The following is a 14,335-nucleotide window of genomic DNA, read 5'->3' as shown; positions in this document are numbered from 1 at the left end:
ATCTTTTTCTCCTTTCCTTTTTCTCTTAATCATCCATTTACTAATAGCGATACTAACCTCATACAATAAGATTAAAGGAACAGTCATCGCTAAATCGCTAATAAAATCAGCAGGTGTCAATATAACAGCCAATACCAATAAGATGAAGTAGGCATGACGTCTATAAGTAATGAGTAAGACAGGTCCAATCAAACCAATTGAGGTAAAAAAAGCAATGATAACTGGCAATTCAAAGATAAATGCTAGTGGTACAGTAGTTTGAAAGACAAAAGCTAGATAATTTTGTGCTGTCAGTTGCGTTTCAAATAAGTTTTCACCCAGTCCTAGCAAGACCTGAAGTATAGCTGGTGTGACAAAATAAAAGCCAAAGGCTAATCCTAAGATAAAACAAAGGAAAGTTGCAGGTATATAAGCAAAAATCGCCCCTGCTTCTTCAGTTTTAAGGGCTGGTCGAACGAAACTCCAGACTTGATAGACCGTAAAAGGTAAGGTAAGGCTAAAGGCCATCAAACTTGCTAAACGGAGATAAATCCATAAAATATCGTTCGGTCCTAAGACGATCAACTTCTGACTAAAGCCTTGTGTGATAAATTGATAAACCTGATCGGCAAATAATAGTGAAACGCAGAAAACTAGAAAGAAGCAAACAACTACTGCTAGCAATCTCTTTCTAAATTCTACCAAATGTTCAATAATTGTCAATTCCTTTTGATCCATCATTTTTCACCCTGTCTAATGGTAATTAGAAAAACTACGAGGATAAAGATAGTCTGACCTGCTAACCCTTCCCAACTAGGGTAAATTCCCAATATATCAATACTTGGTATTCCTGAGATCAGATGGTTTGGAATCATATTTGTCAACTGTAAGGCATGGATACTGACTCCCGTCATCTTAAAGGCTAAGGCATAAATCATCCAAGTCAGGATAAAGAAAACCTTATGAGGCAGGAAAAATTGACTGGCCTTGTTCATCACAAAAGCAATCACGATTAAGACTAAGAGGGCTAGAGAAATTCCTAGGACAAAATCAAAACTAGAAATCCTTGGCAGAATCCCCACATAGAATAAAATCGTCTCAGCACCTTCACGAAATACGGCTAGAAAACTCAGAGCAAACATAGAAAGGAACGATCCTGTTTTCGTGACAGTTTGCATCTGCGATTCCATAAAAGCATTCCATTTTTTAACAGAGGATTTGCTATGCAGCCAAATACCGATTAAAATCATCATGATAACCGCAAAAATCCCGACTGCACCTTCGATGATTTCACGGTTAGTTCCTGAGGTGACTGCTGGAAAGGCAATCTGTAGGATATAGGCAATTAAAAGACTGGCCACTATACCCGCAAATGCACCACCATAGACCCACTTGAGGCCCTTTCTCATCTTGGCCGCTTTCAAAGTTGTCACAAGCGCCATGACAATCAAGAGGGCTTCTATACCTTCTCGGAGCAAGATGAGCATGGCGTCAAATGCATTATAGGAAGCGCTAGTATCAATTTGAGATAGCTCTGCAATCAAGCTAGAAAGCTTTTCTTGATATTCACTTTCCTTTCCCTTAACCATGATGACAGGACTTTCACTTTCAACCTTGGTATAAAGCGAAGGATTGGTTGTACTTACAGAACCCTCGATGGTGGGCCAAATAGTAATAAACTCCTTCATGGTTGCAGCTGCTTCACTATCTTGACCAGCTTGAAATTGGGTCAAAGCCTTCTTTAAAAGTTCTATCCCATCCTTTAGGGTCAGATTCGAAGATGTAGTCGCTATTTCTGTACCTTCAACAAAGTTAGAAATGGCTTTTTTCAAATCATCAAACGATGCCTGAATAGTATCAAAGTTAGTTGGTTCAATCTCAATGCTACTACGCAAAAAGGAAATTGCTGTTTCTACTTGCCCATAATGAGCTGTACTATGGTCGCGAACCACTGCTTCATTGATGGTCCAGGTTGAATTCATTTTTTTATAGGCTTCTCTTACTGCTTCCAGATCTTGAGAAGCGATTGCCTTGTCTAAGGCTTCAAAACGAGGTTCTAATCGTGAAACAAGTTTCTCTTTTTCTGCATCAAGGTCGACTGGATTTTGCTCTTTCTCGAATGTCAAAAGGGCTAAAGAAATCTGAGTTAGCTGGTCTTCGGTAATATCACCAGTTAAGGCTAACTTTTCTTGAAGTTTACGTCCAGCTTCAGAGTCAGAATTCTCGACTTTCTCGAAGTCTTTGGTCATTTCATCGATTAGTTTTCTTGCCTGATCTTGTTTATCTTCTTTAACAGCTTTAGTTGCATCAGTTATTTTCACAAAGTAGGGACTCAAATTTTCCTTAGCTCCTACCGGAAAAATCAACAGGAAGAAACAAGCAAATAGGAGGATAATACTTTTAGGATTCCAATAATTTCTGCCCAATGTAACCTCCCTTCTCTACTCCACCAAAGCAGGCAAAAAGACCACTGCCTATATGGGTAACGTACTCATTCATTTTATCCGTAGCACCAAGATTGGTCTGAACTTTAACAAAGCTATCTGGGTCCTTTTGGAAGGAGATAAAGAGCAAACCAGTATCAAACTGACCAGTCTTTTCATCTATGCCATCAGAATAAGAATAAGAGCGACGTAGGAGAGGTTTATCTACTTCTTTTGCTAAGCGAACATGAGAATCGTCAGGAAGAAGACTCAAGTCCACCTCATCAAATTCGTTTTTCTTACCAAAAGGAGCTCCACTTTCCTTATAGCGCCCAAAGGTATTTTCTTGCTCCTCCAGATTTGTTCGGTCCCAAGTATCAAGGAACATCTGGATGCGACGAACTGCCATGTAGGAACCATTTTCCATCCAATCCTTACTGTCAGCCCAAACAACCTGATCAAATTCTTTCTCAGTAGTGACATTAGCAGTCCCGTCTTTAAAGCCAAAGAGATTCCGAGGAGTTTCCATACGATTACCGATAGCTGCAAAACCTGATTGACTCCAACGAAGAGTAACTGCATTTCTTCCTTTTCGGATAAGGTTACGAACAGCATGAAAGGCAACTTGCTCGTCATCTGCACAAGCTTGAATGACAATATCTCCACCCGTGTACTTTTCTCGTAATTGTTCCTTTGGAAAAGGAGGCAAATCTCTAAAGAGTGTTGGACGTTTGTTCTCTAGTTTCATCTTTTCTAGGAAACTAGCCGAAACTCCAAAGGTCAAGGTCAAACGATGAGGATTAAGCCCAACTGTTTCTCCAGTATCACTTGGAGGTAAGAGGCTATTGTTACCATCTTTTTTAACCAATTCTCCTTCTACAAGTTTGGCACTATAATCCGTCCAATCTTTAAATAACTGGATGATTTTCTCTTTGTCAGTTGTATGCAAATCTAAAACCACAAAATAAATGTTTTTCTGCATGACAGTTGTAATGCCAGCTTGGTGTTTGCCATAGAAGGCTATCTTTTCATCCCCGTACGAGATTTTCTCCTGACCATCAAGCTTAGGTGCGAAAAAAGCAGAAGCACCAGAGAGTCCAAGTGCGAGACCAGCCCCTCCGATACCTGCTTTTTTTAGAAATTCTCGACGGTCCATTTTTTGTTCAAAAAATTTTTCGCCTTTGTTTGTCATATTACTTATTCTCCACCAAGAAATTTCCCCATTTGTGATAATGGTTCACCAAGTTTTGTGACTGCTTCAGACAATTCCTTGGTATCCTCTTTCGTTAAGTCTGTATAGAGCTTATAGTGTTCCTTGTCCGTCATGTGTTTGTCTAACAAACTATTGACAGATTTGAAATCTTCCTCTAACTCCTTGACCAAGGCCGCATCTGATTTTTCAAGCAAGGGTTTAAAGAGTTGGAAAATCTTTTCAGCACCTTGGATATTTGCTCGGAAATCATACAAATCTGTATGAGAATAAATCTCCTCTTCACCAGTAATCTTACTTGTCGCTACTTCATTTAGAAGGTCAACAGCACCAGTTAGCATAATCTTGTAATCAACATCTACAGTTGCAATCTTAGCCTTCAATTCCTTGATATCATTTACCAGTTGGTCACCATAAGACTCAGTTCCTTTAGTTGTGTTTTCTTCCCAAAGGATGCGCTCAATACGGTGAAAACCTGACCAACCTTCTTCAGTCTTATTTTCATCTAGATAGTCTGCTAATCGAAAATCAATCTTCACATCAGATTCTCCGAAGCTCTCTGCAATCGGTTCTGAACGTTCATAAGACATACGGATTAAAGGGTATGCCTTTTTAGCTTCCTCTAACTTACCATCCTTCAATAGTTGAACAAAACCTTCTGTATCCGTCAATAGTTTATCAATCTGTTCTTCAACAAATGTTTTGTAGTCGCTAGTTGCCTTATCCAATAGTTTTTGGTTATCTTCTGACAATTTTGTAATCTGAGAGGAATCACTTGTAGTTGACGATTGTTCAAAACGAACTGCACAAGCTGATAACAACAAAGTCGAAGATAAAAGGATAAAACCAAGTTTTTTCATATAACGCTCCTATTAAATCATGGGAATCCCATTTTTTAATAAATTATATCATAGTTTTTCTAATTATTCAATGAATTGTCAGAAAATTTAATGTTTGCTCCTTTTAAAATTAGAATAGACTTTTCTAGTTAAAATTGTTAAAATAATAGGGAAAATAAAAGAAAAGGAAGCTATATACCACCATGATGAATATGCAAAAATTGAACATACTGTTTTTAATTTTTGTATACATCAAAAAGGTTGATTTAAAAGGATTTTAAGTCCTTAGGATTTTTTATCCAACACTACTATTCACGCATCCAAGACAAAATCTTGGCAAAAAATACAGTAGCAAAGAGTACACCAAACTACCACTCATTATGGGCGGTAGTTTTCTTTTTGTCTAAAATAGAGATAAAAAGATAGGTGGTAACCTTATGCGTTATGGTTATGTACGAGTATCAACTAAGGAGCAAAATATCGATAGACAAATGTCTGCTTTGTCATTAGAAAATATCCCCAAAAGTCAAATTTTTATAGATAGGGCCTCTGGAAAAAATTTTGACAGGGCGGAATACCAAAAATTGCTAAAAGTCCTACAAACAGATGATGAGATAGTCATCAAATCAATTGATAGACTAGGGCGAAACTACGATGATATTTTAGAACAATGGCAATTACTCACCAAGATAAAAAAGGTACATATCAGTGTTTTAGATTTTCCACTCTTAAATACTAAAAATACCAGCGATACAATCACTGGCAAACTAATTTCTGATTTGGTTTTACAAGTTCTATCCTATGTGTCGCAAATGGAAAGAGAACAAATCAAGCAAAGACAACTGGAAGGAATTCGAGAAGCTCAAAAAAGGGGCAAACAATTCGGAAGACCTAAGATAAATATTCCAGAAAAATTTTATGAATTAGCTGAAAAACATAGTCAAAAAGCAATAACTGTTCGTGAAGGAGCAGAAATCTTAGGAGTTTCAAAAAGTACTTTTCATAATTGGCTAAAAAACTATAGTTTTTGTCAAAAAAGGTAGGAAATTTTGGACAACTAATATTTCACTATTTTCAATCTAAAATAATGGAAAATTTAGTACTTTGATGGATTATATCTTCGATATTTATTCTATCAATTTTGTCCATAAAAGTCTACATTATTGGACAAGGGATTGCTTCAAAAATAATAGGAGGTCTCTTTTAATGAGGACAAAATCAACAATTAAACTTTTCGCTACTGCAATCCTTGCAACCGCTGCAATCGGTGTCAATGTTGTTCATGCAGACGCTCAAATCATCAAAGATAAAGATCGTGATCTGATCGAGATTATTTCTGATCCTTATGCAACTTACGAGGAAGCTGATAAAGCTCTTAATAACGTCAAAGACAAATATCTTGCAGAGTATGGAGATTATCGAGGCGGAGTCAATCCGACAGAAGATTTGAAACATTATGAAGCTTATGCGATTTTAGATAGTGTATCATTGTCTAAACATTCGCCAGACGCAGTTGCTGAAAAGATTGCTAAAGCATTTACGACTGCTAAACATGTAGAAGAGGTGAAACCTGTTACTCCGGCAAAACCTACGGAAGAGGTGAAACCTGTTACTCCGGCTAAACCAGTAGATGCAGGGAAAATTTCTAATGACATCAAGGAAATTACTGGTAAATTTAAATTTACTGAGATAAAAACAACCTCTACAGGATTAACATTTAAAGCGAAATTACCTGAAGCGGCTCCCCATGCTGGCCCAATTCTTCCAAACATTCAAGCAACTTTAACTGAGAAGGTAACAGGGAAAGAAGTTGCTAAAACTGGTGTTGTATTAGAAGGTCTGTCTGAAGAATTAAAAGGGTCGAATGCTTTGTATTATTCTAACCTCCTTGAAGGGACTATTTTTGAGCCATCTCTTACCCCAGGGAACTACGTTCTAACAGTTGAAGGGACTACAGGACCAACTTACGGACAAAATACTGATAAAAGAAAACGCCATTTTGTCTTTAGCACAGAGGTTACATTAACAGGAGAGGGTAACGCAACAACTACTACTCAACCTGAAAAACCAAAAGATAGTACTACTAAACCTAAATCAGACCAGACAACAAACAACGTTAATAACAATCAACAGCCAAGCAACGCCAAAAATAAACAAAATACTAATAATAACATTGGCAAGCAAGATAAAAATGAATTAAGCACTAATAAAACTAGTGATACAAAGACAGGCAAACAAAATTCTGATAATACACTATCACAAGAAAAACAACAAACTACTAGCACTTCTACTACTAAACCAGATGACAATAAAAATAATGACAAAAAGACATTACCAAACACAGGTGAATCAAGATCTATTCTTGGCATTATCGGTACTGTCCTTTCAATAACTGGACTAGGATTTATCGTAAAACGTAAACGTGGGTAAGGAGGTAACAAATTCTATGAAACGTAAACTCACTTTGGCAATACTCTTACTCTCAGGAATAGTTCTTGCTTCTTGCAGTTCTACAACTACTTCTTCAAAAGGTAGTAATAGTTCAATGAAAACAAACGTCACTAATCAAAATCCTGAATTTGCTGATTATCTATCGAAGAATGAAACTATCATCTATCAATTAGAGAGCTCTAAATCAATCTCAAAAGATATTAAAATTAATTACCTTCTAGTAGCTAAAGACGATAAAATCACAACATACGATTTATACGGACCCAACGATAGCGAACGCTTAACTTTGGGAGAAGCTAGCAAACTAAGTGATAAAGAAGTTATAGAAAAGGCTACAAAGTTACATAAACAAAACATATCAGGGTATCATAAAGAAATTATAGAAAATATACAAACCCAAATAGATATTAATCAAAACGAGATTGATAAATATAATGAAAATGTAGCAAAATATTCAAAAAGTGCAACAGGGATAGCAAACGGAACTGTCGAAGAACACGAAAAAAGAATAGAAAATTATAAAAAAATAATCACAACCTTGAAAAACTCCACTAATCTAGATGATGTATCGCAACCAACTTCTAGTGTGTATTCTATTAATTTGAAAACTGATGATAGTGGTAATCAGACTGCTATTGAATACTTCACCTTTTCTTCTAAATTGTATAACAAAAATCCTAAAAATATTTCATTTTCAAATCCCCTACAAAGTTTTTTCCCTACAATAGATAAGAATGGATTTGGCATCATTCGCTTCTATTCTATGGACATTTATGATTCTACATTTAATATTGGTGTTAACAAAGACAACCAAAATACAATCGCAGTTAGAACGGATAAAAATATCATCTATAAACTAGATAGCCCAAAAACTAAAGTGAAGAATGTTATAGTAGAATAATATCAAATTATAAAATCAACTACAAAAATACTTGTTTACGATTCTCTTAAATATGGAGGAAATCATGGATTTTACTAAATATCTATACGTCATGATAGGGTCACGTCTTGAGAAAAAAATTGATGAATTATACAAAACTAAAACAGAATTCTTGAAAAAATTAGATGACGATGACAAAAAGAAGAATAAAAGAGAGTATTCAGATTTACCTATAACCAATTCCGCATTATCTAATATCATCAGAGGAAAGACCGTAAATAGCCCTTACCTCATGTCTCAAAAACAATTTAATTTATTTTCAAAAGAGTTCAATCTGACATCTCAAGAATTAATTTTCGGTTCAGATAGCGAAATTATCAATTTCATCAAATTTTCATTTCTTTTAATTTTGTTCAACGACTCAGATATTAATCCTTACATGGATAATTTCTCTGGTGACGATTTTTTTAGTAACGAACTCAACAGAAAACTTTTTAAAGATTCATTAAACAATGATGAAATTTTGAGGCGTGCGTCCAATAAGCTACTTCTAAATATCATACTAGCTATTAATGATGAAAAGAAAATAGATTTTTACTTAGAGGCATTTAAACATCACTATAATGATTCTCTAGAATTTTCTATTGACTTTGCTAGATTCTTCTTTTCAAATAAATTAGATACAAAATTCTTATTCGATTATTTGTCCAGTAGTAAGTATAATTACCAAATTTTTGTAGATTCTTTCAATACTTTTATCGATACTAATAGAACTGCTCTCCTTGAATTTTATAATAAGACTATCGATAAAAAAATTAATGAGGAATGTAAAGGTAGTATACTCTCTAAAATTAATAATAAATACTTTATCAACTTATTTTCATCTTCGTTATTTTTAGACTTTCTAGATCAAACATTAAATGATGAGCAGTTCATCTTATTTCTGCAGAAAGCAACAAAAGAGGGAAATAAAATCTCCTTTAATAATAACAATCATAATCTTGGTTATTATGATAAGGAAAAATTGGAGGAAGATATAAAACAGCTTCAAATGTTCTATGCAGATAACCGAGATAACAACATTCATACTCCTGTTGAGTTAAATCTGCATATATTACACTTTCTTAATTTCGGAAAGATTCTAGAAAAAACAACTTATTGAAGTAGATAAAGAAGATGATAGTAATTCTCAAAAATAATCTAAGACAGTCCAATTTTGTGGCTGTCTTTTTATATTTTCAAAAGTATAAAAATATACTTTCTAAATATATAAATACATTTTGATTGCAAGAATATAAAATGATTATATAAACGTTAAGGCCTTACGTTTATGAGAATTTAAAAGAAAAAATCAGCAAAATTCTAGATAGCTGATGAGGAATCTAAAAATGATGAATTTCTATAAAAAATCAAACTCTAACTCAAAGTATAATTCTGAGTATTTCAAACAATGGTTTGGAGATGAGACAACAGGCATGGTAATTTCTCCTGAACCAAGAACTGTTAATGTCTATAAAAATAATGAAAAGACGGACGAAATCGGCACATTTATCTACTTAGTAGTTTTTGAAGGTTTCATGCCTTTTGAATTACGTTTTACATCAGACCAAAATCTTAAACAGTTCGACCGCATTGAAATCATCGGTGCAGAAGCCTGTGATTGGAAAAATGAAACCAAATTTAGAGCTAAAAAGGCTACCGTCATTAATGAAAAATAATTTACATGCTAAAGGAGAATATCAAATGAAATTCGAAGAAATAAATCGACTTTGTACTCAAGCCCTTGATCTTTCATTAGGTTTACAAGAATCCAGTTATTCAAATGCATTTTCAGTAGTTTCTGGTGATAGTGGAATTACCATAATTCCACGCTTGCCAGCCACATTCATAATCAATAAATCTTTATTTGAAAAAATCTATGAGATATTAAGCGTACTCTTATACCCCAACTACACACTTTTAAAACAATCAGGGATGAACTTAATCCCTCTAGAAACTAGTGATATTCATACACAGCGTGGACTATTTTTCCCATGGCAAAAGGGGACTGTCCAACGACTTGAAATTGATGATATTGAAAGTTTTTTATCAAAAAATAATGATACAATCATCCCTCTTATGCCAAATGTCACTATAGATTTTAACGATGTAACACATATCGCAATAAGCGGAAATAGCGGTTCTGGGAAATCATATTTCATGTGCTACTTGTTACATATTATTAAAAAAATGTCAGATGTCATAATAATTGACCCCAAACAGGATAAACCTGCTATATTTGCACGAAATCATGGAATTCCAGCGATTTATCCTACATCAAATCGAACTCATAATGATTTTGTAAATCAAATAAATGAAATTTTAGGAAATACCGTACAAACTATATTAGATAGACAAGCTCTTCTCTACGAGAATCCTAATACAGAATTGAGACATCTAACTATTTTCATAGATGAAGTTCTTGCTATATCATCAATTGCGAGCAAACCTGTAAAAGAATCTTTCCACAACCTAATAAATCAAATTGCATTACTAGGACGAAGCGCTAAGGTTCATCTTTGCCTATGTTCACAAAGATTCGACGCAACTGCTATTAGCACCTGTGCTAGGGACCAAATTTCTCTAGCCTTTCAACTTGGACATATTTCTTTTAAAACAACACAATTTTTGTTTGAATCTATAAGTAATACCGAAGACATCGTTTTGCCTCACGAAATAGGTTCCGGCATATTCCAATTTACTAATAGTAAATACAACAGTAATGTCCAACCTATTCTCACACCAAACTATAAGGAGATTTCAAAAAATGAATACTAATTTAACAAAATTTCGTAATCTAGTTAAACTCACATATATTCAAATACTCTTATTCATAATATTTATTGTAAATTTGCTAATGTGGAAAGTTACTAATATATTGACAACTTTACCAAGGTATATAGATTTTAAATGGATATCATTTGATACTGTGCCTATCTCCCAATTATCACAAACATTATCAAATTTCAGCGTCATTGTCATGATAATTTTAATATTCACATTCATCATTTTATCTCTTTATATTTTTAGTATGTGGCGCAGATTAGGAAGTACAATACGGTGGCTCTTTGACTCACTATATAAAACACATTTTTTAAAAAATTACTTTCACAAGAAGTACGTTTCAGAGGAAGAGAAAGCATTTGAAGAAGACATCCAAAGTTATTTTAATAGATTAATTGTTACTTCTACCGGTAGGAATATTGAAATTTTAATACCTTTGCCCTCTACTCATGAAATGAAAGAGGCTGTTAAAAAAAGATTCTTTAGTGCAGAAACTGATATCACGGCAGAATTTTCTGATCAATATACATTTTCTAACGTAGAGAAAAATCCGAAAAAATATATATCTAAACGTGGTAGTCAAAGACTACAATAAATACCAGCGGAGCTTGCCGTAAGGCAAGAGCTCCAAGCTGGTGGTTTTGTTTCAATTCATTTAGGAGCTTTATTATACTGCTTCAGGGCTTGTTATTGAAGCAGTATAATTTTGTTCCATTGTTCCAAAAAAGAGAGGAGTTCAAAATGGTAAAAGCCCGAAACATTATGTTTGTCCAACAGATTGAGTATTTCCAATCTTCAAATTTACAAGATATCATCGAGTATATGACGAATACTCTGAAACCGATTCGTTTTGCAGGAATTTTACATGATAAGGATATTGGGCAAGATGGAAACCTTGTCGCACCACATATACACCTTGTTCTACAGTTTGAAAGTGCTAGAAGTTTAAATAATCTTGCTAAGTTGACTAAACAACCAATACAGTGTTTTGAGCAATGGAGGGGTTCAGTAAACAATGCTTATTCATATCTCGTTCATCACACGGAGTCTAATCAAGATAAATACCAATATCCTCCTAAAGAAGTTATTGCGAATTTTGACTATTTACTCCTATTAGACACTATCGAAAAAAATGTAACCAAACGATATGAAATAAATGACACTATGATTATAGATAATCTACTGGATCTACTTTATACTGGTGATATTACAAAATCAGAAATTGAACAACGACTTACTGGTTCACAATATGCCAAAGCAAGGCAAAAAATAGAAACCGTCTATTTAAAACGACTAGAAACACAAGCTGAACTATGGCGACAAGAAATGATTGACAAGAATGAAATTGTTACGATTATTTGGCTTTTTGGAAAAGCGGGAACAGGGAAGACTCGTCTAGCACGTCAATACGCAGAACAGTATGACCTTAACTATTTTATTACGGGCTCAATCCGTGACCCTTTTCAACAATACAATTTAGAACACGTGATTATCTTAGACGAATTACGCCCGCATCAATTTGACTACTCAGACTTACTCAAAATGTTTGACCCTTACAATGTTAAAGCGATGGCAAGTAGTCGTTATTTTGATAAACCGTTACTAGCCAATATTTATATCATCACTAGCCCCTACTCCCCCTACGATTTCTTTTTAGAATTAACTAAGAAAAGAAAAACAAGTCATATCGATTCTTGGGGCCAGCTAATGCGAAGATTATCCTTGGTAGTCGAAGTCAAAAAAGAATATCTGCAATTTTACAAATACGAACCAATAGACCAGATGTTTTATATAGACCATGCCAATAAATTACCAAACCCATTTAAAAATCAAACTGATACAGAAGAAACTATTCAAGACAAGTCGTACCAGTTATTTTTAGAATTGAATAAGAAAAAGGAAAGGAATGAATAAATGCAAGAAATTCAAACAGTTACCTACATAGATATCGCAAATCAAGGATATCCAGAAGGCACGGCTAGACGTATTATACGAGAGGGTAAAAAATTACTTGTCGAAAGAGGTTTCAAACTTTATAAAAACAAAAGAATTGGAAGAATACCAAAGACTATTGCAGAAGAAATTCTTGGATTCAAAATCATCTCAAAAAATGATATAATAGATACTGTACTCTTAGCTACTGACATAGAAAGAGGAAAATGATATGTCAGTTCTCAAAGGATACAAGGGAAAATGGAAAGTAGATATTACCGATGGCATAGACCCATTGACTGGTGAAATCAAACGACATAGAAAGTCAGGATTTCCCACTCGTAAAGAAGCTGTTCAATATGAGGCAGATTATCGCTTAAACAAACTTCACCAAGTTCAGATTAAAGATAAAATATCTGTCTCTCACCTTTACTCTTTAGTTCAACAAGAAGATGAACTCCGTGGGAATAAACGTGGCACCATTGATACACAGATATCCTACTATAACCAATATGTCTCTAAGTTTTTTGAGCATGCAGATATGTCTGCCATTACTATCCATGAAGTAAAAAAATTTAGAGATTGGTTGGTAAAACAACCAAGTGTTAAAGGTGGAACACTATCAAGTACGACTGTTAATCAGCAAATGATTTTTCTGCATAAAATGTTTGATGTTGCTGTTGCTAATCGTCTTAGACAAGATAATCCATGCAATGGACTAAGAAAACTTCCTGATAAACACAAGGAGATGTCTTATTTCACTCCTGAAGAATTCAAGCTATTTGATTCTCTGTTCACAAAAGATGAATACATGTTTCAGCTATTTTATCGAGTGCTAATGTTTACAGGTGTTCGAGTCGGCGAAGCATTGGCCTTAACTTGGAAACAGATTAATTTATCAGAGGGTTATATCGATATCAAGTATTCAGCTTACTTTCGTAATAACAAGGTCCATATCGGAACAGTAAAAACTACCCAATCCAATCGTCGAATTTACATTCATAAGGCATTCGTTCAAGAACTAACGGAATGGAAAGAAAAACAAGCTCACCTATTAGCAGAGTTTACGGACAATACAGAAGACTTACAAATCTTTCAAGACAATCCTTTACAACTTACTGCTCCAATGGTTTCTAATCAAAAGATTAAATTGAAAAAAAGAATGCCTGCATCATTAAAAATGATTCGTAATCACGATTTCCGACATTCACATGCAGCGTTTCTAGTTTCAAAAGGACTCAGAAACGGTGAGGGAAAAGATTATATATTTTTTACACTTATGAAACGACTTGGACATAGTAGCATCAATACAACTATCAACATCTACTCGCATTTATTCCCAACTCAACAAAAAGAAGTCGCCAATGCTTTTGACAACTTCTAGGGCAAAAAATGGCAAAAAAATTTATTAAACAAGGCTCAAAGCCTTGATACGAAAGGAATCTTAAAAATCTTATGATGAATATGCAAAACATGATGCGTCAAGCTCAAAAACTTCAAAAACAAATGGAGCAAAGTCAGGCTGAACTTGCTGCTACAGAATTTGTTGGCACTTCTGCTCAAAACCTTGTAACTGCCACACTAACAGGAGACAAGAAAGTTACAAAAATTGATTTCAATCCAGCAGTTGTGGACCCAGAAGATATTGAAACTCTATCAGATATGACTGTTCAAGCAGTCAATGCTGCTCTTGAACAAATTGATGAAGCAACTAAAAAGAAACTAGGTGCTTTTGCTGGTAAATTACCATTCTAATAGCATAAAAAGAGGCTGATGTTCAATTCAACCTCTTTTGTCT

Annotated in this window: 15 protein-coding genes; 11 read left to right on the top strand and 4 right to left on the bottom strand. The window is 34.4% G+C overall.

All coding sequences use genetic code 11. The annotated features are described in order from the left end of the window. The 4 genes from tatC to efeO form a co-directional block, all read right to left on the bottom strand. Positions 1-717 (bottom strand): twin-arginine translocase subunit TatC (gene tatC, locus ADH90_RS00620; RefSeq protein WP_049529518.1); only part of this gene is annotated, 717 nt, incomplete at its 3' end. Beyond that, a complete protein-coding gene (locus ADH90_RS00615; protein WP_049529517.1) occupies positions 717-2,405 on the bottom strand; it encodes an FTR1 family iron permease in 1,689 nt (562 codons plus the stop codon). The genes ADH90_RS00615 and tatC, both read right to left, overlap by 1 nt. Beyond that, a complete protein-coding gene (efeB, locus tag ADH90_RS00610) occupies positions 2,380-3,594 on the bottom strand; it encodes an iron uptake transporter deferrochelatase/peroxidase subunit (RefSeq protein WP_049529516.1) in 1,215 nt (404 codons plus the stop codon). The genes ADH90_RS00615 and efeB overlap by 26 nt, the downstream gene beginning before the upstream one ends. Before the next feature lie 5 nt (positions 3,595-3,599). After that, positions 3,600-4,472 carry an iron uptake system protein EfeO gene (gene efeO, locus ADH90_RS00605; protein WP_049529515.1) on the bottom strand — a complete coding sequence of 291 codons (873 nt, stop codon included), beginning with the start codon at positions 4,470-4,472 and terminating at the stop codon, positions 3,600-3,602. Between the two features lie 416 nt (positions 4,473-4,888). Between efeO and ADH90_RS00600 the strand changes: the two genes are divergently transcribed. The 11 genes from ADH90_RS00600 (at position 4,889) to ADH90_RS00550 (ending at position 14,292) form a co-directional block, all read left to right on the top strand. After that, positions 4,889-5,494 (top strand): recombinase family protein, encoded by a 606-nt coding sequence (locus ADH90_RS00600; RefSeq protein ID WP_049529514.1) that lies wholly within the window; start codon positions 4,889-4,891, stop codon positions 5,492-5,494. A gap of 163 nt (positions 5,495-5,657) precedes the next feature. Beyond that, a complete protein-coding gene (locus ADH90_RS00595; protein ID WP_049529513.1) occupies positions 5,658-6,881 on the top strand; it encodes an LPXTG cell wall anchor domain-containing protein in 1,224 nt (407 codons plus the stop codon). A 16-nt stretch (positions 6,882-6,897) separates the two neighbouring features. Continuing rightward, positions 6,898-7,803, top strand: a complete 906-nt coding sequence (locus ADH90_RS00590; protein ID WP_049529512.1) for a hypothetical protein — start codon at positions 6,898-6,900, stop codon at positions 7,801-7,803. A gap of 64 nt (positions 7,804-7,867) precedes the next feature. Further along, positions 7,868-8,944 carry a hypothetical protein gene (locus ADH90_RS00585; RefSeq protein ID WP_049529511.1) on the top strand — a complete coding sequence of 359 codons (1,077 nt, stop codon included), beginning with the start codon at positions 7,868-7,870 and terminating at the stop codon, positions 8,942-8,944. Positions 8,945-9,170: 226 nt separating this feature from the next. Further along, positions 9,171-9,500 (top strand): hypothetical protein, encoded by a 330-nt coding sequence (locus tag ADH90_RS00580; RefSeq protein ID WP_049529510.1) that lies wholly within the window; start codon positions 9,171-9,173, stop codon positions 9,498-9,500. Positions 9,501-9,525: 25 nt separating this feature from the next. Further along, a complete protein-coding gene (locus ADH90_RS00575; protein ID WP_049529509.1) occupies positions 9,526-10,599 on the top strand; it encodes a type IV secretory system conjugative DNA transfer family protein in 1,074 nt (357 codons plus the stop codon). Beyond that, positions 10,589-11,200 carry a hypothetical protein gene (locus ADH90_RS00570; RefSeq protein ID WP_049529508.1) on the top strand — a complete coding sequence of 204 codons (612 nt, stop codon included), beginning with the start codon at positions 10,589-10,591 and terminating at the stop codon, positions 11,198-11,200. The genes ADH90_RS00575 and ADH90_RS00570 overlap by 11 nt, the downstream gene beginning before the upstream one ends. Positions 11,201-11,346: 146 nt before the next feature. After that, complete coding sequence (locus ADH90_RS00565) at positions 11,347-12,519, top strand: Rep family protein (RefSeq protein ID WP_049529507.1); 1,173 nt, start codon at positions 11,347-11,349, stop codon at positions 12,517-12,519. Beyond that, complete coding sequence (locus ADH90_RS00560; protein WP_049529506.1) at positions 12,520-12,768, top strand: DUF3173 family protein; 249 nt, start codon at positions 12,520-12,522, stop codon at positions 12,766-12,768. It abuts the gene before it with no gap. Between the two features lies 1 nt (position 12,769). Next, the gene (locus tag ADH90_RS00555; protein ID WP_049529505.1) at positions 12,770-13,921 is read left to right on the top strand and encodes a site-specific integrase; all 1,152 of its coding nucleotides are present in this window, start codon (positions 12,770-12,772) and stop codon (positions 13,919-13,921) included. Between the two features lie 71 nt (positions 13,922-13,992). Continuing rightward, positions 13,993-14,292 carry a YbaB/EbfC family nucleoid-associated protein gene (locus ADH90_RS00550; protein WP_000981533.1) on the top strand — a complete coding sequence of 100 codons (300 nt, stop codon included), beginning with the start codon at positions 13,993-13,995 and terminating at the stop codon, positions 14,290-14,292. Positions 14,293-14,335 lie beyond the last annotated feature (43 nt).

This window comes from Streptococcus pseudopneumoniae, assembly GCF_001073085.1.
GTDB classification, from domain to species: domain Bacteria; phylum Bacillota; class Bacilli; order Lactobacillales; family Streptococcaceae; genus Streptococcus; species Streptococcus pseudopneumoniae_M.
This window is presented reverse-complemented; position numbering and strand designations above follow the sequence as displayed.